Origin of the sequence: Vibrio sp. PID23_8 (genome assembly GCF_003584965.1) — a bacterium.
In the GTDB taxonomy this organism is placed as follows: Bacteria; Pseudomonadota; Gammaproteobacteria; order Enterobacterales; family Vibrionaceae; genus Vibrio.
Genome location: NZ_LIXE01000001.1, coordinates 47320 through 66629 on the forward strand (window position 1 = coordinate 47320; position 19310 = coordinate 66629).

At 45.6% G+C, this 19310-nt stretch carries 13 protein-coding genes and 2 pseudogenes; 9 read left to right on the forward strand and 6 right to left on the reverse strand.

The features are described from left to right. Position 1 precedes the first annotated feature (1 nt). The 3 genes and pseudogenes from thrS to poxB form a co-directional block, all read right to left on the reverse strand. Positions 2-1930: a threonine--tRNA ligase gene (thrS, locus tag AK966_RS00210; RefSeq protein WP_099078768.1), complete on the reverse strand. Its 1929-nt coding sequence runs from the start codon at positions 1928-1930 to the stop codon at positions 2-4. 278 nt (positions 1931-2208) lie between these two features. Then, positions 2209-2893 (reverse strand): annotated as a pseudogene (locus AK966_RS00215) (transposase); the annotation flags it as partial. A gap of 214 nt (positions 2894-3107) precedes the next feature. After that, positions 3108-4826 (reverse strand): ubiquinone-dependent pyruvate dehydrogenase, encoded by a 1719-nt coding sequence (poxB, locus tag AK966_RS00220; protein ID WP_119463311.1) that lies wholly within the window; start codon positions 4824-4826, stop codon positions 3108-3110. Between the two features lie 181 nt (positions 4827-5007). On the opposite strand from poxB, the pseudogene AK966_RS00225 reads away from it, so the two are divergent. Next, positions 5008-5249: pseudogene (locus AK966_RS00225) on the forward strand (IS5/IS1182 family transposase); the annotation flags it as partial. A 299-nt stretch (positions 5250-5548) separates the two neighbouring features. Here AK966_RS00225 and AK966_RS00230 read toward each other — a convergent pair. Continuing rightward, positions 5549-6292 carry a sporulation protein gene (locus AK966_RS00230; protein ID WP_119463312.1) on the reverse strand — a complete coding sequence of 248 codons (744 nt, stop codon included), beginning with the start codon at positions 6290-6292 and terminating at the stop codon, positions 5549-5551. 197 nt (positions 6293-6489) lie between these two features. Between AK966_RS00230 and hutC the strand changes: the two genes are divergently transcribed. The 6 genes from hutC to AK966_RS00260 all read left to right on the forward strand — a co-directional run bounded on the left by hutC (position 6490) and on the right by AK966_RS00260 (position 13916). Continuing rightward, on the forward strand, positions 6490-7197 hold the full coding sequence (gene hutC / locus AK966_RS00235; RefSeq protein ID WP_119463313.1) for a histidine utilization repressor: 708 nt from the start codon (positions 6490-6492) through the stop codon (positions 7195-7197). Between the two features lie 119 nt (positions 7198-7316). Beyond that, positions 7317-8582: an imidazolonepropionase gene (gene hutI, locus AK966_RS00240; RefSeq protein WP_119463314.1), complete on the forward strand. Its 1266-nt coding sequence runs from the start codon at positions 7317-7319 to the stop codon at positions 8580-8582. After that, on the forward strand, positions 8569-9582 hold the full coding sequence (gene hutG, locus AK966_RS00245) for a formimidoylglutamase (RefSeq protein WP_119463315.1): 1014 nt from the start codon (positions 8569-8571) through the stop codon (positions 9580-9582). The genes hutI and hutG overlap by 14 nt, the downstream gene beginning before the upstream one ends. A gap of 112 nt (positions 9583-9694) precedes the next feature. Further along, positions 9695-11392, forward strand: a complete 1698-nt coding sequence (gene hutU, locus AK966_RS00250) for a urocanate hydratase (protein ID WP_099078762.1) — start codon at positions 9695-9697, stop codon at positions 11390-11392. An 11-nt stretch (positions 11393-11403) separates the two neighbouring features. After that, positions 11404-12939, forward strand: a complete 1536-nt coding sequence (gene hutH, locus AK966_RS00255; protein WP_119463316.1) for a histidine ammonia-lyase — start codon at positions 11404-11406, stop codon at positions 12937-12939. Positions 12940-13190: 251 nt separating this feature from the next. Then, positions 13191-13916: a DUF3581 domain-containing protein gene (locus AK966_RS00260; protein ID WP_099078760.1), complete on the forward strand. Its 726-nt coding sequence runs from the start codon at positions 13191-13193 to the stop codon at positions 13914-13916. 80 nt (positions 13917-13996) lie between these two features. Here the strand turns inward: AK966_RS00260 and AK966_RS00265 are convergent, their stop codons facing one another. Together AK966_RS00265 and AK966_RS00270 are read right to left on the reverse strand one after the other, a co-directional pair. Continuing rightward, entirely contained in the window at positions 13997-14458 is a 462-nt protein-coding gene (locus tag AK966_RS00265; protein WP_119463317.1) for an isoprenylcysteine carboxylmethyltransferase family protein, read from the reverse strand. A 36-nt stretch (positions 14459-14494) separates the two neighbouring features. Beyond that, the gene (locus AK966_RS00270; RefSeq protein WP_099078758.1) at positions 14495-17530 is read right to left on the reverse strand and encodes an FAD-binding and (Fe-S)-binding domain-containing protein; all 3036 of its coding nucleotides are present in this window, start codon (positions 17528-17530) and stop codon (positions 14495-14497) included. Positions 17531-17777: 247 nt separating this feature from the next. Between AK966_RS00270 and AK966_RS00275 the strand changes: the two genes are divergently transcribed. Together AK966_RS00275 and AK966_RS00280 are read left to right on the forward strand one after the other, a co-directional pair. Then, positions 17778-18458 carry a DUF3334 family protein gene (locus AK966_RS00275; protein WP_099078757.1) on the forward strand — a complete coding sequence of 227 codons (681 nt, stop codon included), beginning with the start codon at positions 17778-17780 and terminating at the stop codon, positions 18456-18458. Between the two features lie 152 nt (positions 18459-18610). Next, the gene (locus tag AK966_RS00280) at positions 18611-19300 is read left to right on the forward strand and encodes a DUF2786 domain-containing protein (protein WP_119463318.1); all 690 of its coding nucleotides are present in this window, start codon (positions 18611-18613) and stop codon (positions 19298-19300) included. Positions 19301-19310 lie beyond the last annotated feature (10 nt).

The window sequence follows — 19310 nt, forward strand, 5'->3', positions numbered from 1 at the left end:
CTTATTCCTCCAGATTGAGCTTACGGCTTGAAATCTCGTCTTGGATGTAAGAAATGAAGTCATCCACTTTAAATTTACCGAGATCTTTACCTTTACGAGTACGTACTGCGATTTCACCAGCTTCCATCTCTTGGTCACCGACAACAAGCATATACGGTACACGCTTCAAAGTGTGTTCGCGGATTTTAAAGCCAATCTTCTCATTTCTCAAGTCCGCTTTTGCTCTAATTCCACTTTTTTGTAATTTTTGTACTACTTCTTGAACATAATCTGACTGTTTATCAGTGATGTTCATAAGAATTGCCTGTTCTGGTGCCAACCAAGTTGGGAAGAAACCGGCATATTCTTCGATCAGAATACCAATGAAACGCTCTAGAGAACCTAGAATTGCACGGTGAATCATCACCGGAACAAGACGTTCATTGTTTTCACCTACATAAGTGGCGCCTAGGCGACCTGGTAGGTTGAAGTCTAACTGAACAGTACCACACTGCCATGCACGGTCTAAACAGTCGTATAACGTGAATTCGATCTTAGGACCGTAGAATGCACCCTCACCCTCTTGAATTTCGTATGGGATTTCCATCGATTCCAGAGATTGTTTTAGCGCTTCTTCAGACTGATCCCAGATTTCATCTGAGCCTACACGTTTTTCTGGACGAGTAGACAATTTCACTACGATGTTGTCGAAACCGAATGTCTGATATGTATCGTACACCATCTTGATACAATTTGTTACTTCTTCTTGAATTTGGCTCTCAGTACAGAAAATGTGAGCGTCATCCTGAGTAAAGCCACGAACACGCATAATACCGTGTAGTGCACCTGATGGTTCGTTACGGTGACATGAGCCGAACTCAGCCATACGTAGCGGTAGGTCACGGTATGATTTTAGACCTTGGTTAAAGATCTGTACATGACCTGGACAGTTCATTGGCTTGATTGCGTATTCACGGTTCTCAGAAGAAGTCGTGAACATTGCATCTGCATATTTATCCCAGTGACCAGAACGTTCCCAAAGCACGCGATCCATCATTAGAGGACCTTTTACTTCTTGGTAGTCATACTCGTTCAGTTTGTCACGAACAAACACTTCTAGATCACGGAAGATAGACCAACCATTATGATGCCAGAACACCATACCCGGCGCTTCTTGCTGCATGTGGAATAGGTCTAGCTGCTTACCAATCTTACGATGGTCACGCTTTGCAGCTTCTTCTAGGCGAGTTAGGTGCGCTTTCAGGGCTTTCTTGTCGTGGAATGCCGTACCGTAGATACGTTGAAGCATCTTGTTGTCGCTGTTACCACGCCAGTAAGCACCTGCCACATTCAATAGTGTGAAGTGTTGACAGAAGCCCATGTTAGGAACGTGTGGACCACGACACATGTCGATGTATTCTTCATGGTGGTAAAGGCCTGGACGGTCATCACGAGATACGTTTTCGTCTAGGATTTCCACTTTGTATGGTTCGCCACGTGATTCAAATGTATCACGCGCTTCCTGCCAGCTAACTTTTTTCTTAACAACTTCGTACTTAGTTTTCGCAAGCTCTTGCATACGCTTTTCGATCTTTTCTAGATCTTCTTGCGTTAGAGACTCGTCTAGGTCGATGTCGTAGTAGAAGCCGTTGTCGATGGTTGGACCAATCGCCATTTTAGCTTGTGGGTAAAGCTGTTTAAGAGCGTGACCAAGAAGGTGAGCACAAGAGTGACGAACGATTTCTAGGCCGTCTACTTCATCTTTTACTGTGATGATCTCTAGGCTTGCGTCTTCTTCAATTAGATCACACGCATCAACGCGGTTACCGTTTACGCGACCAGCAATCGTTGCTTTTGCAAGACCAGGACCGATCGATTGCGCAACTTCCATTGTAGATACTGGGTTGTCAAATTGACGCTGACTGCCGTCAGGAAGAGTAATAATAGGCATGCTATGTCCTTTACAGTGGTGTTGCATACCAAGCAACACTTGAATTTGCATAACCAATTAAATATCAATTGGCTATATGTTGTTTTTGTGTAGAAAAACTGAATTTGGTACAAAACTTGGTACAAATACGGATGTACACGGCTTTGAATTCCTAGGCATTCTAAAGGATGGTGATGAAATAACAAGGCAAATATCGAGTTATGCCTTTTTCTTATTGACATAGCTTTGTTTCCGAATTCGAATTCAGTTAAAAATGCGCCTAACATGACTAATTGATAGGCGATCATTTTCGTTTCAGGTATACCCAGCCCCGCCAGTATATTTAATGCCTGTTATCATGGCGTAAGTTACGCCGACTTGAGCATGGTAATCCCTTAAAGCTTAATGTACCGCCGAGTCGTGTCTTCACAAGGTACATCATCGTCTCCGAGAGCGAACGTTTATGGTAGCCGTACTTCTTTTTCCAAAGCTTATTTGATGTGAATAGCTTCGTAACACAACCTTGTTCATAAGCATCCTATCCAGGCATCTCATTGATTCTTAGGCGGGTCTGTCTAAGCAAACTTGAAAGCACTTCACCATCGATCACATTCGATAAACTCAACTAAGCAGCAATAATTTAATGCATATCTATATCTACGGCTAAATGTAACTTACGCCAGATTTAGCGTTTCCCGTTAATACCATGCTTTTTTACTTTCCACTCGCCCTCACCGTAGACCTTCAGCCCTGTAACACCGATGGTTAAACACTGGATAGCTCCTTTAGTTTTGGCCTTAAACGCAACGCCAACCGCTTTGGCTCGCTTGCTAATGCATGAATAATGAGGGCATAACAAAGGCCGCTGAGCAAGCTTGAAAATAGAATGAATGAATTCTTGCAGACCTCTCAACGGCATTGAAAAATTCATTTGGCGATAAGCGCCGTCCTAATGGCTAAGTCACTAAACAAACGAGACCTTCCACAGTTCATAGAATAATTAGGCTGCAGTACTAGTCCCCCCGAGTTTAAAACGAAGGTGGCATTGGCGGCCGCTGAATTAGCGAAGATGTATCATCTATCCGCTAATCAAATTCGACAATTGAGCCTAGATTAGAGCTCGCCAAGGTGACTAACCTGAATTCGAGAGAGTCCAGGTTTATCAACCCTGCACTTTTCGAGTTCAGGTTAAGTTGGCTTATCGCAACAGATTTATTTTGACAATGTCCACTAACTCATCACCATAGCCGTTAAATATGGCTTTTAACGCATAGAGGCTAAACCCCTTGACTTGTTGTACATTAATACTCGGAGGCATACTCAGTTCATGATGATCAGTCATGACTTCGAGCAAGGCGGGACCATCGTGATTGAGCAAAGAAGACACTTTGTCGGCCAACTCTTGCGGTTGTGTCGCAATGTCGCTTTTAAGCCCGCAAGCCCGAGCAATTTCAGCAAAACTTGGGTTATCAAGCTTTGTACTATCTGAAACAAAGCCTGCGGCTTTCATCTCCATATCGACGAATCCTAAAGATTGATTGTTGAGCACCACGATTTTGATATTCAGTCCGTAGGGTAGCAGAGTTAATAAGTCTCCCATTAACATTGAGAACCCGCCGTCGCCACAAAAAGCAACAACTTGCCGTTTTGAATTGGTAGATTGAGCCCCTAATGCCATAGCGAGCGCATTGGCCATTGAGCCATGGTTAAACGAGCCTATCAATCGGCGTTGTCCGTTCATTTGCAAATATCTGGCAGACCAGAGTGTTGGGGTTCCGACATCGCAAGTAAAGATGGCATCTTCTGCGGCAAGGTCACTTAGGGTTTTAGCTAATGTTTGTGGGTGAATTTGGTGGCTTTTCGGTTTTATCTCAGCCAAGTTATCAAGCTGATTTCGGGTGGCGGTATAGTGCTTTAAGCACGCTTTTAAAAAACGGTCATCCGTTTTGCGTTGGAGAAGAGGGGTCAATGCATCCAAAGCCGCAATTGTATCACTTACTATACCGACATCAACTTGGACATGGCGGCCGATTGCTGCGGGCGAATGGTCAATTTGAATAATGGTTTTATTTTTAGGATAAAAGTGTCGGTAAGGAAAGCCAGTACCAATTAGCACCAGGGTATCGGCATGTTCCATTGCATGATAGCCAGATTCAAAGCCAATTAATCCGGTCATTCCAACGCTGTATGGATTATCATATTCGATGAACTCTTTTCCTCGAAGCGCATGCACAACGGGTGATTGCAGGATATCCGCCAGTTGGAGAATTTCGCTATGAGCAAATTGACACCCAGCCCCGCACAGCAGGGTCACGCGCTTGGCCTTGTTGAGGTAATCTGCGGCTAATTGGGTTGCTTCTGATGCAGGTTCTAACCGTGGCAGCGATGGTGTCTGCCATTTTATGTCCGTTTCCTTGGGGAGAGCTTTGAGAGCAATATCACCAGGCAATACCACCACGCTCACACTGCGCTTTAGTAGAGCTTGACGCATTGCCGTTTCAAAGACTTGAGGCATTTGTTCTGGTGTGGTGATTTTTTCACAATAGACACTGCAATCCGAAAATAGTGTTTTTGGATCGGTTTCTTGGAAGTAATGAGTGCCAATTTCCGTTGAAGGAATATCAGAAGCAATGGCAAGAACTGGCACTTGATTACGATAGCAATTATATAAGCCATTGATAAGGTGCATGTTACCAGGTCCGCATGATCCTGCACAAACAGCCAGAGACTGGGATACTTCCGCCTCTGCTCCCGCGGCAAATGCAGCCACTTCTTCATGTCTTACGCCGATCCACTGAATGCTTCCATCGGACTTAAGGCTATCTGCTAAGCCATTCAGAGAGTCACCCGTTACTCCCCAAATGCGTTGAATACTCGCTTCCCTCAGTAGTTTGACAATGTATTCGGCAATTATCATAACAACCCCCCCCTAGTTGAGAACCTAAAGACGAAGCTAAGCATGACGATGAGAATGACTTTTATAGTTAAACGCAAAGAGATCAGGATAGCTTACTTTTTATGGTGAAATACAATAGTGCTGTTTGAGTTTAGACAGAAGAACAAGAGCTAGCCATTCAATTTGGGCTAGTTGAACCGACTTTCTGGATCAAGGACATCCTCGCACCTTCGCGGTAGGTTGTCAGAAGATCTACGGCTCTAACAAGGCGTGAAAAAAGCGACATGGCTATCATAAGCGTTCGCTATCAGAGACAGCAATGTATCGAGTGAAGCCGTTGATAGGGGGGGAAATTAAGCCTGAGGAACGACAACGCTCAAGTTGGCGAGACTTAACGCCACGATCAAAGCACTGAACAAGCTTTCGAGGCTAAGTATGCCTGAAAGAATTAAGCACAATGGCGCAGCGTGTCTTATCTTTGAATTAAGCAACAAAGCCTCACGACAGGCACATTTCTATGCCTTTAATCGATTAATTTAACATGCAGATATGACTTAATATCACCTAGATGAAGGATATCATTGTGCCCTGATAGGTACGCATTAATTGTAGTGAAACGTGCCCGTTCAGAGAAAAAGCGAATATGAACGTACTGAGTGAAGGCGAAAACTTGCATAATCGTACCGATACCGTATTAACACGCAAATATCGGTACTCATTTTCCGAACTCGAGAAGAGCCAGATTATAAATTGATGATTGGGGCCACCGCCGAAGCAACTTGAGCATCAGTTGCATTCAATGGCAGCGAAAATGAACGGTATTGGTCACCAGAGAAACTGAGAGAACGATCGATTTCCGCCAGACAGTGCATCACTTCACGATCTAATATAAATGACAGCTCGATTTCCTTGGTTGAGATAAAGCCATTATTGCGAAATTCCAGTTCTTGGTAGATACCGGAACGTGAAGAAAAAGTATTACCGCGTAAGTTCCCCTTTTCGACATCCGCTTTCACCATAGTAAAGCCCGCCTGCTCAATAGCACCAATCACACGTGCTGCAACTGGTAATGGCTTGACTTCAATATAGTCACGGTCACGGGGATCAATCGCGAAGCCAATATCTAATGTAGTTTCAACCCATACATGACATTGATTCTTTAATGCGCTGACGGCAGTGATTGGCGTTTCATCGTGCAGCTTAAGTTCGAATGGTACCTGCTTCTCTTCATTTGGTTGAATAACAAATGGTTCAACCGCTTTCAATTGGTCAATCGTAAAGCTCTGGTAGCTAACGCTATCGTCCACCTCAACTTTCATCTCAGTATTCAGCTTAATGGTAATCGCATCAATTTGCTGCTCTACATCGCCTCCTATTATCTGAACGTACCCTTTCAAAGTCGAGCCTTGGTACACACTCATTTCATCTAATATGGTATCGACTTTTGCCGAGCCAATGCCAAGCGACGCTTTTAGTTTTTTAAACATGGGACCCCTTTGTGACTGTCTGTCTTCATTATTTTGATTCGATGAATATCTGTTTACACAACAGATACAGCTCCTGCAAGTAATAGACTCCAGGAATGCGGACTAATTCCTTTTATCAACTCACAAATAGCTTCCACTGCTTGCAATTTGTCCATGGATTGCGCACCATTTGTATAGTCAATTAAAAGGAAATAAACATGGCTGCCCCACTCTACATGCAAATCAAACAGTTTATCGTCGATAAGATTGAGTCCAGAGAGTGGGTTCCTGGGCATCGTATCGCAACAGAAATCGAACTGACGGAACAGTTTGGTGTGAGCCGTATGACGGTCAACAAAGCGATTCGCGATTTAGTGAATGAAGGTAGGCTTCAACGCCGCCCTCGTCTTGGCACATTCGTTTGCGAGCCGGCCGAAAAATCAGAATCCCCTCTATTAGATATCCGCAATATCGCTGAAGAAGTCCAAAGTCGCGGGCGAACTCATCACAGTGAAGTCATTCAGCAAATATCGATAAAAGCCGATGACGCCATCGCCATCAAACTTGGCGTGATGCTTGGTACGACGGTGTTTTATAGCAAGATCATACACTTTGAAGACAACACGCCAATCCAACTTGAACTGCGCTGGGTCAATAGCCAATACGCACCAAACTATCTCAGTCAAGATTTCACTTGCATCACGCCAAACCAGTACCTTTCTGATAATTGCCCACTCAGTGCTATTGAACATACCGTAGAAGCCATTGTGCCTGATGGACGCATCAAACAGGACCTAAATATGCAAACCAACGAACCGTGCTTATTACTTAACCGTCGCACTTGGAGCCAAGATAAGCTTGTGAGTACTGCACAGCTTTACCATCCAGGCAATAAGTACAAATTAAGCTCTAAGATCCTGCTGTAAACTAGGCGTTACTTCTTCGTTTTGATCACATTTCAGCAACATTACTCTTGCCAGTGATGCTTTTTTCTCCTATTTATTTGTATATACATTTAAACTAGCAAAAAATGGGATGAGTTGAAATGGATTTGCTGATTGAAAATGCCCGCCTAGTGACCATGCAAGAAGGAGAACAAGGATACTTACCTACTCTCATTGCTCGTGTCGGTATTCGGTCAGGAAAAATTGTCGCGATCAGCACCACTGGACAAGGTAAAGACAACGAACATAACGAATCCCTTCTGGCTCCAGACCAATATAATCAAGCCATTGACCTTCAAGGCAAACTGTTGATGCCGGGATTGATTGATTGTCACACCCACCTCATTTATGCCGGGAATCGTGCTAACGAGTTCGAAATGCGCCTTAACGGCGTACCTTATGAAGACATCGCAAAGCAGGGCGGCGGTATTCTGTCCACCGTTAATGCAACCCGCAAAGCAACAGAAGAACAACTCATCGAACTTGCACTACCACGCCTTGATGGCCTACTTGCAAGCGGTGTGACTTCTATCGAAGTGAAATCCGGTTATGGATTAACACTGCAAGACGAAATCAAAATGCTGCGTGCGGCGAAAGCTCTTGAGCAACAGCGCAAAGTAAAAATCACCACGACACTGCTTGCCGCTCATGCGCTTCCTGCAGAATACAAATACCGTGCTGACGATTATATCCAACACATTTGTGAAGACATCATTCCTCTCGCCGCTGAAGAAAAGCTCGCCACCAGCGTGGATGTGTTTTGTGAGTCAATTGGATTCAATTTAGCGCAAACCGAGCGTGTCTTTCAGGCAGCAAAGCAATACGGCTTGAGTGTTAAAGGCCACACCGAGCAACTATCAAATATGGGCGGGACAGCACTGACAGCACAATACAACGGCCTATCCGCAGACCACATTGAGTACCTCGATGAGCAAGGTGTGATTGCGCTTTCGAAATCTGACACCATCGCGACCTTACTGCCTGGAGCTTTCTACTTCTTGCGTGAAACCCAGTTACCACCCATTGAGTTGCTGAGACATCATCAAGTCCCCATGGCAATCGCCACAGACATTAACCCCGGCACCTCTCCATTTGCAGATTTAACGTTAATGATGAACATGGCATGCACCCTCTTCCAGTTAACCCCGCAAGAGGCGTTACGTGGTGTGACTCAAAACGCAGCGAAGGCATTAGGTTATGGAGGGTCTCGTGGCGTGATTAAGGTTGGCTTTGATGCAGACTTCTCTATTTGGGATATCGATCACCCTGCGGATCTAAGCTATCAGGTCGGCGCAAAACGCCTGATAGGTCGTATAGTAAATGGTGACTATGTCTCCCACAAAGGACTGCAACATGTCTCAATCTGAGCAAAACACCCCGCTTTTCCACTGGCAAGGCCGCCATGATGCTGAAGACGGCGAGCTTGGCCTACGTGTTCACCATGTCATTAAGCATAAATCCACTGATGAGTTAGTAAACGTGAGCCAAGGAGTCTCCATTCTTGGTTTTGCAACTGATGCAGGTGTAGCGAGAAACAAAGGTCGCATCGGTGCAAAAAAATCGCCAGATTTGATCCGCCGAGCGTTAGCCAATTTAGCATGGCACCAGCAAGCACAACTTTATGATTTGGGTACGGTAGTCTGCGATGACGATTTTCTTGAAAGCAGCCAAACTCAATGCGCCGAAACAGTAGCAAAAGCATTACCGCACACACCAGTTATCGTGCTAGGCGGTGGACATGAAATTGCGTGGGCGTCTTTCTCTGGATTGGCAAAATACTTCAAAACTCATCACCCAGCGAAGGAACCTAAGATTGGTATTATCAATTTCGATGCCCACTTTGACCTACGCGCTTTTGAAAGTTCAATCGCGGACGTAAAACCAAGCTCAGGGACGCCTTTCAATCAAATCCATCACTTCTGTCAACGTAACGATTGGACATTCCACTACGCCTGCATTGGCGTCAGTCGCAGCAGCAATACAAAGGCGCTGTTCCAAAAAGCGGATGACCTGAATGTTTGGTATGTAGAAGATAAGCAACTCTGCTACATGAACCACAGCTACCACCTGACTCAGCTGCAACACTTTATCGATGACTGCGATTACCTTTATCTGACGATTGATTTGGATGTCTTTCCTGCAGCGACCGCTCCGGGCGTGAGTGCTCCAGCGGCAAGAGGCGTCAGTTATGACATCATTTCGCCGTTTCTCGACCGAATCCTGCATTACAAAAATAAACTGATGCTGGCAGACATTGCTGAGTACAACCCCACTTATGATGTCGATAGCCAAACGGCTCGATTAGCCGCCCGCTTATGCTGGGACATCGCCAATGCCATGGCAGAGAAAAAGCATAAGCCTAACTAACCGAAACCAATAACAATTAACTCGAATAAGACCCAATTCAAATTGCACATTATTCGAGTAGAAATAACCAAGCACAGACTTGGTATGAACGTAAAACTAAAGGAGTCTTAAAATGACACTGCGCCAGGGACAAGATCCACGACTTGATACAAGTAGAACAATTCGTGCTCCACGCGGTAATGAGCTGCGCGCGAAATCTTGGCTTACAGAAGCCCCACTTCGTATGCTGATGAACAACCTCGACCCAGATGTCGCCGAGCATCCCCACTCACTTGTGGTATACGGTGGTATCGGCCGTGCAGCACGAAATTGGGAATGCTTCGATAAGATTGTGGAAGTGTTAGAAAGACTCGACGATGACCAAACGCTTTTAGTCCAATCAGGCAAACCAGTCGGCGTTTTCCCGACTCATAAAAATGCGCCACGCGTCTTGATTGCGAACTCAAACCTTGTACCACATTGGGCCAATTGGGAGCACTTCAATGCGCTCGATAAAGAAGGCTTGATGATGTACGGACAAATGACCGCAGGTAGCTGGATTTACATCGGCTCACAAGGCATTGTCCAAGGTACTTACGAAACCTTTGTCTCGGTCGCGAAAAAGCACTTTAACGGTGACGCAAAAGGCCGATGGATCCTGACTGGTGGTCTTGGTGGCATGGGTGGAGCTCAGCCTCTAGCAGGTACAATGGCGGGCTTTTCTATGATTGCTGTTGAGTGTGACGAGTCACGCATCGATTACCGCCTACGCACAGGCTACGTCGACAAGAAAGCCACATCGCTAGATGAAGCGCTAGCGATGATCAAAGAGTCCGACACGCCTATTTCTGTCGGTCTACTAGGTAACGCAGCAGACATCTTCCCAGAGCTTGTGGAACGTAACATCACGCCAGACGTAGTAACAGACCAAACCTCTGCGCACGATCCATTGAACGGCTACTTGCCTCAAGGTTGGAGCATGTCTCACGCAGCAGAAATGCGCTTGCGAGACGAAGCGGCCGTGGTTAAAGCTGCGAAACAATCAATGGCAGTGCAAGTTCAAGCCATGCTAGAGCTGCAAAACCGCGGCGCTGCAACACTGGATTACGGTAACAACATTCGTCAAATGGCCTTGGAAGAAGGCGTCGACAATGCGTTTGATTTCCCTGGTTTCGTACCAGCTTACATTCGCCCTCTGTTCTGTGAAGGCATTGGACCATTCCGTTGGGCAGCGCTGTCTGGCGATCCAGAGGACATCTATAAAACCGATCAGAAAGTAAAAGAGCTGATCCCGGATAACCCTCACCTACACAACTGGCTAGACATGGCACGTGAACGCATTCAGTTCCAAGGTCTGCCTGCGCGCATCTGTTGGGTGGGCCTGAAAGACCGTGAACGCCTTGGCCAAGCCTTCAATGAAATGGTGAAAAACGGTGAACTTAAAGCGCCGGTTGTTATTGGCCGTGACCACTTAGATTCAGGCTCGGTAGCCAGCCCGAATCGCGAAACCGAAGGCATGATGGATGGGTCTGATGCAATCTCGGATTGGCCACTACTCAATGCCCTATTAAACACCGCGGGTGGTGCAACTTGGGTATCGCTTCACCATGGTGGCGGCGTTGGTATGGGCTTCTCTCAACATTCAGGTATGGTGATTTGTTGTGACGGCAGTGATGAAGCGTCTGAGCGCATTGCTCGCGTACTTCACAATGACCCAGCGACGGGTGTTATGCGTCATGCCGATGCTGGTTATGATATAGCAAAACAGTGTGCAGCCGAGCAAAAACTGGATTTGCCAATGCTCAATGAAGAACTGAAAAAGCTGAAGTAAGGATAAAAGACATGCTCAATTTAACGCTAAAACCAGGCCATATTAGCTTAAACTTACTGCGTCAGGTGAGCCGCTCACCTGTTAACCTTACGCTCGACCCACAAGCCATTCCAGCCATTGAGGAAAGTACGAAAGTTGTCGAACGCGTGATTGCAGAAGATCGCACCGTTTACGGCATCAATACGGGTTTCGGTCTACTCGCGAACACACGCATTGCTCCAGAAGATTTAGAAACATTGCAACGCAGTATTGTACTTTCACACGCTGCTGGTATCGGTAAATTCATGTCAGACGAAACCGTTCGTTTGATGATGGTACTGAAGATCAACAGCCTTGCGCGTGGCTTCTCTGGCTTGCGTTTGAAAGTTATTAACATGCTCATTGACCTAGTGAACGCGCAAGTGTACCCATGTGTGCCACAAAAAGGCTCAGTAGGCGCATCGGGTGACTTGGCTCCTTTGGCTCACATGAGTACTGTTCTACTCGGTGAAGGCCAAGCACGTCACAATGGCAAAGTCATTTCAGGTCTAGAAGCTCTGCAAATTGCAGGTCTTGAACCAATCACACTCGCTCCTAAAGAAGGTCTTGCCCTGCTCAATGGTACTCAAGCGTCAACGGCGTTTGCACTAGAAGGCCTGTTCATCGCTGAAGACCTGTTCTCATCCGCTACCGTTTGTGGCGCCATGTCTGTAGAAGCAGCATTAGGCAGTCGTCGACCATTCGACCCACGTATCCATCGCGTTCGTGGCCATCGCAGTCAAATGGATGCGGCATTGGCGTATCGACATATGCTAGGATCGACCAGCGAGATTGGTGAATCCCACACCAACTGTGAGAAAGTGCAAGACCCATATTCACTGCGCTGTCAGCCTCAAGTAATGGGCGCGTGTTTACAGCAAATTCGAAATGCAGCCGACATTCTACAAGTGGAAGCAAACTCAGTATCAGATAACCCATTGGTGTTTGCGGAAGACGATGACATCATCTCCGGTGGTAACTTCCATGCCGAGCCAGTTGCTATGGCGGCGGATAACCTTGCGCTAGCCATTGCGGAGATTGGTAGCTTATCGGAGCGCCGTATGGCACTGCTGATCGACAGTGCTCTGTCGAAGCTCCCGCCATTCTTGGTCGACAACGGCGGTGTAAACTCGGGCTTTATGATTGCGCAGGTGACATCGGCGGCGCTTGCGAGTGAGAATAAAACACTAGCTCACCCAGCTTCGGTTGATAGTTTACCAACATCAGCTAACCAAGAAGATCACGTATCAATGGCCACCTTTGCCGCTCGTCGTTTGAAAGAGATGGGTGAAAACACGCGTGGCATCTTGGCAGTAGAGTACTTGTCGGCCGCCCAAGGATTGGATTTCCGTGCACCAAACAAATCCTCTGAGCGTATTGAGGTTGCAAAGCAAATGCTGCGTGAGAAAGTGTCGTTCTACGATAAAGACCGTTACTTCGCACCAGACATTGAGCAAGCCAATGCGTTACTTAAACTAGCACTTCACAATGCATTTATGCCTGAGCAATTGCTACCTAGCTTGCGCTAAGCAACATTCATTCTTTTTCTAATCTAAGGGCTCCATCATGGAGCCTTTATTCTATTTATCCCCATTAAGCCGCGCAGGAAATAGTAAATCAATGAATTATTGCCATACTGAATAAAGACAAGCAGAGACACATGCTTTAGTATTTTATTTCACTGCGTTATCGTTTCATTGTTAAGGTGTCACTGGATGGACCATTGTCACTAAGATATTCGCATATAATCCCTGACAGTTTTGGTTACTATCTAAAAATTATGTTTCTAACACCTTATTATTCACACACTAATCACCAGTTTCAATTCACCCGTGAACAAGCAAGCCATTTTGCTAAACGTGTTGCCGGTGATTACAACCCTATCCATGATGAAGACAATAAGCGCTTTTGTGTCCCAGGAGACCTACTTTTCGCGGTTCTTCTCAGCAAAGAAGGCGTCAGTCAGAAGATGCGTTTCAATTTCTCAGGCATGGTGAGTGCGGGCATTGCACTGCATATTGAAAATAAGTGTGAAAAAGAAAGTACTGTGGTGGATGAGACTGGTAAAGAATACTTGCTCATGTCGCGCGAAGGCGATACCAATCACGACCCTGCATTCATTGAACATGTAGTAACTAACTATGTTCAATTTTCTGGTATGAACTTCCCACACATCATGGTTCCTCTGATGAAAGAGAAACAAATGATGATCAACTGCCAACGTCCATTGGTGATTTATGAGAGCATGGAAGTCGAATTCAGCCGACTTGATCTCACAAACCCTGAAGTGGCCTTTACTGGTGCTACATTTGATGTTGAAGGAAAGCGTGGTGTCGTAACGCTGAACTTTGCATTTAAGCAAGACGGCAATGTGGTTGGGACAGGCATTAAACGTATGGTGGCGACAGGACTTAAACCCTACGATCAAGAAGCAGTAGATGATCTAGTACAGCGCTTCCAAGAACGCAAAGACGCTTTTTTAGCAAAGTTCACTAAAGCAGCCTAAGCCCCCTGTAGGCCTATTGAATAAAAAAGAAAGCCCAACCATTTGTTGGGCTTTCTTTGCTCTGTTTCGCTATTCCACGTTTAAATCCAGCGACGAACCTGATTCTTATAATCGACGTAATCTTCGCCAAATAGCCTTTCTAACGCGCGCTCTTCGGGTTTAATTTGGAACCGATTCATATAAACCACAAACAAAGCGCCGCAAAGTATTACACTTAAATGTTGCCACCAAAGACCCAATGCAATAATAATCAATAGTAATCCAAAGTACATCGGGTTTCGAGTGTAGGCAAAAACACCCGTATTAACCACCGATGACGCCGATTCAGGCTTGATGGGGTTCACCGTCGTTTTTGCTTTACGGAACTCATAAATACCCGCAGCAGCGACAAAAACCGCAATGCCAGTTAAACCCGCAGAAACAACTTTGACAAAAGGCACCGTAATTAATAGCGCTGGCGATATCTCTTTTAACCAATACATCAATAATACAACCGCTAAAAACACAGCCACAGGTGGTACTTTAAGCTCAAGAATTTTCAATTTTCATATCCTTATGAAAGTGTAGATTCGCTAACCCTATATAAGCGTTAGTAATGCTTGTATTGGGTGCTTAGGTTTGATGCCTTCAAAACGCTTCACCTGGCTTCGACATGAATAGCCCGTAATCAAGCATCTCTCGTTGTCGACTTTGTCCAAGTTTGGTTTCCAACTCAGGTCATAAATATCTTCCGAGATTGCAAATTTATCCACCTCATGACCGAATGTCCCCGCCATACCACAACAGCCAACAGGCACTGCCTTCAACACAGCACCAAAGTGAATAAAAATTGCGCCCCACTCTTTTTCTGCGTTTGGCATTTTGGTTTTCTCGGTGCAATGTGCGAATAAATACCAAGGCGCTTGCTCTTTTGGCTCATGCACATCGAACTCGCTCAATCTTGGGTGAAGCCATTCATGTGCAGTAAGCACATCAAACTCACCACGCTGGCAACCTAAGACCTCTGCATACTCATCACGATAGCAAAGTACCAGAGCAGGATCGACGCCAACCATTGGGATATTCAAACCTGCAACCATTTCCAGGAACTTCGCGGTATCTTGAGCGGTATTTCTAAACTGGCGCAAGAAACCTTTGATGTGCTGCGCTTTGCCGTTTGGTTTAAACGGAAGAAGTACCGGATTGATCCCTAGCTTTTTGACGAGCTTGATAAAGTCTTCCACTACCTCTGCATCGTAGTAACTGGTGAATGGATCTTGAACGATAAGTACATGCTTTTTCTTATCCTCGGATGATAACCCGCTCAAAGCTTGAAGATCATAAGCCGTGGTCAACGACTCAACGCGCTCCTTCAACGTTGGAACAGACAATAAAGGCGCATCCAGATAACCTACAGTAGAAGCGGTTAAACTTTGTACCCAAGACTGCTTCAGCATCCCATTCACCACACTTGGCGCCTTTGCCATGAAAGGCAACATCGTTTCGATGTTTGACACCAAATAATCTTTTACCGGGCGTTGGTAACGCGAGTGGTAAATATTGAGGAAGCGAGAGCGGAAGCTTGGCACGTCTACTTTTATAGGACATTGGCTGGCACACGCTTTACACGCCAAACAGCCATTCATTGCTTCGTACACTTCGTGTGAGAAATCGTACTCGTGACGACGATTAATCGAATGCCGCACGCGATCGATCATGGTTTTGATGGCCGGCTTGTTTTCGAGTATCTGCTTCTCTAAATCAAGAATATCGATGCCTTGCTCAGTCAACTGGCGTAACCATTCACGTACTAAACCCGCCCGTCCTTTTGGTGAATGGCGACGATCTGCTGTTACCTTCATTGAGGGGCACATTGGCGAACTAGTGTCGTAGTTAAAGCATAAGCCGTTACCATTACACTCCATGGCCTGTTTGAAGCTATCGCGCACTTGAACGTCAATCTGACGATCAAAATAACCACGCTTTGTATCGGTCACCTTGACCAACTCTGCATCACTGTTTAATGGTGTACAGATCTTGCCTGGGTTCATTTTATTGTACGGATCGAAAGCCGCTTTGACTCTACGTAATTCGGTAAACAGCTCTTCACCAAAGAACTCGGGGCCATATTCGGAGCGGAAGCCCTTGCCGTGCTCACCCCACATCAAGCCACCATATTTTGCCACCAGCTTAACCACATCATCCGAGAGTTCATGCATCAAGGCTTCTTGATGAGGGTCACACAGGTCAAGCGCCGGACGAACATGCAATACGCCCGCATCAACATGACCAAACATGCCGTAGTTAAGCGATTTCGCATCCAGCAACTCACGAAACTCTTCAATAAAATTCGCCAGGTTTTCGGGGGGGACACACGTATCTTCCGCAAAGGCAACGGGCTTCGCGCGACCTTTCGCCGCCCCTAGTAGACCCACCGCTTTCTTACGCATGTTGTAAATACGCCCAATACTGGCGACATCACTACACACTTGGTAACCAATGATGCCGGCTTCCTCAGTTTCTAACATGGTATCCAGCTTGGCAGTCAACGCAGCGACTTGTGCCGTCACCTCTTCCTCATCCTGACCTGCGTATTCCACCATGTTAATACCCAGCATCTCTTTATTTGGTACGTCGGTGAGTAAGTCACTTACGGTGTGCCAAACAATATCTTGTTTAGCGAGATTAAGAACTTTTGAATCGACAGTTTCAACCGACAGAGCGTTCGCTTCTACCATCAATGGCGCGTTACGCAATGCAGAATCAAAGCTGTTATATTTAACGTTCACCAAGGTACGCGCTTTGGGAATAGGCGTTAAGTTGAGCTTGGCTTCAGTGATAATTGCCAGAGAACCTTCAGCGCCACATAATACGCGGGTAATATCGAAGCTATCTTTGTCTTCATCAAAGGCATTCTTTAGGTCATACCCCGTCAGAAAACGATTGAGTGGAGGGAACTTATCGTTGATCTGCTGACGCTTTTCACGACAAACCGACTCCGTCACGCGCATTGCTTCCTCTGCAAACTCACCCTTACGAGGTAAACCATGAGAGAGATCAGATTCCAAAATCGATCCATCTGCGAAGACCGCTTGCAGTGAGAGAACATGATCAGAGGTTTTACCGTATTTTAGGGAACCTTGCCCAGAAGCATCGGTATTGATCATCCCACCAATCGTTGCGCGATTACTGGTCGATAAATCTGGAGAGAAGAAATAACCGTAGGGGCGAACGGCATCGTTCAGTTGATCTTTAACAACCCCCGTTTGAACGCGAACCCAGCCTGCTTCTTTGTTTACCTCAAGAACTTTGTTCATGTGGCGAGATAAATCGATCACGATCCCTTTAGTCAGCGACTGACCGTTGGTGCCCGTGCCACCACCACGAGGAGAAAATGTAATGCGTTCGAACTCTTCGGTATTGCTTAACTTGCCGATAAGGGAAACATCTTGAGTGGTTTTAGGATGCACAACAGCCTGAGGAAGTTGTTGGTAAACACTATTATCGGTGGCTACCGCGAGACGGCTTGAGTATTGGCTTTCAATATCGCCAGTGAACCCGGATTGGTCAAGCTCTTTGAGAAAACGAAGAACAAGAGGATCGACATCCGTTTGCGAGTGTAATCTTGGTAACATTTGCTTCCTGCCCCTACTGCGCTGATCCAATCAGCCACGGGTTATATAACTAAACATCATCCGCCTGCTTCATGCCTCAGAGAGAAGCCGGGGTTGAAGAACGAATAAGGTAATATTCCTTGAATTTCGTCACTTTACAACATTTAAAAAAGCGATCAAATCAGAATCTCAATGCAAGATGCTTTATTTCTTAGGCGTTAATCGCTTACATTGAAAAGAAAATAGCATCTCACTATGAGCTTTCGGAATGAAAAAAAATAAAGTTGTCACGACTGAAGATATTCTTTTAAAACTTTGCCAGTCTGTTTCTGGCGTCCTCACGTCCGCTACGTCATCACAAGTTAACTACTCTGCAATGGTGCAAAAGATCAACAAAACCAGTTTAAAACCTGATTTTGGTTGCTTTGTATTGTTTGACGGCGGTTTCACTGGTCTGGTTGTCATTAACTTTACAGCAAAAGCAGCACTAGAGATTTACACCAACTACATGCGCAACATGGGCATGCCTGAAGAAGAATTGGCGATTTCACATACTTCCGATGAAGTGGGTAACGTACTTGGTGAACTGATGAACCAACTGGTTGGTGATTTCACCAATAAGATTCGCAAAGAACTGCAAACGAATATCACTCAAAATCAACCAAAGATGCTAGCGCTAAACAAGCAAGTCATTCTGCAAGTAGATACCAACCTAGACCGACCTCAGGCGCGCCGTGTAACGTTTTCTACCGCTGACAACAATATTTTCTACCTAGAGTTAGCGATGGACAAAACTGAGTTTATCCAACTCGAAGAGTTTGAAGTGGCAGCAGATGAATGTCCCGATGACATTCTAGAAGCTACACGCAAAAGTATGGCCGATAACGCAGCGCAGTCCACAAGCTCAAGAAATGAAGCCGATGATCTGCTCGACCAATTAGGCCTGTAAGTTCCCCATCATCACAAACTACTTTTAGCCCCTACCACTAGGGGCTTTATTTACTCTCCCCCTCTTTCTCTCTCACCTCTTGTTTCGCTTTTGAAGCAAAAAAGGTAATATAGCCGACTTCATAAATTTTTTGTTCTCGTTACTGGTCGCCGATGAATAAACAAAAAGCCCTGAAAAAAATCGCCAAGTGTTTAGAGTTGGGTAATTCTGCCAACGTGAATGAGGCTGCTAACGCCATTAAAATGGCCCACAACCTCATGCTCAAATATGGATTAGATAAAGACGATATTGAGTTTATCAAAATGGGGAAAACTCAATCTTCTCATCTATTGCCAGCGAATATCAGCTCTACACTACTGCGTGTGATTCGTGGTATTAACACCAAGTTTGGTGTTGAAGCCGTTTTGTTGAATCATAAAGGGCTTAAGCGCGTTGAATTTATCGGTGAAGCTGATCGCGCCATTTTTGCGGCCTTTGCTTTTGACATTATTTACCGCGAGTTGAACGAGAGCACAGGTCAGTTTCGCAACAGCTTTGCGGGTTCTGGTACCTCTTCGATGGAAGTGACCCGTCGAGTGAACTCCTTTGTATCAGGCTGGGTGGAAGGCGCGTTAGAAAAACTGCCCGTGATCTCGCCAGACGAAGAGTCTGCCAACAAAATCAACAACTACATTGATAAAGAATTTAAAAACATCGACCGTGAAACATTTAAGAAGCAGCTTAAAGAAGCGATGAAAAACCTCACCGCCGATTATGAAGTCGGACTTAAAAAAGGTCGCAGAGTATCTGTTAACCGTGGGGTTGGCGGGGAGCAAGCAAGAAGAATGTTAGAAAACAAGTAGTTCTTTCTCA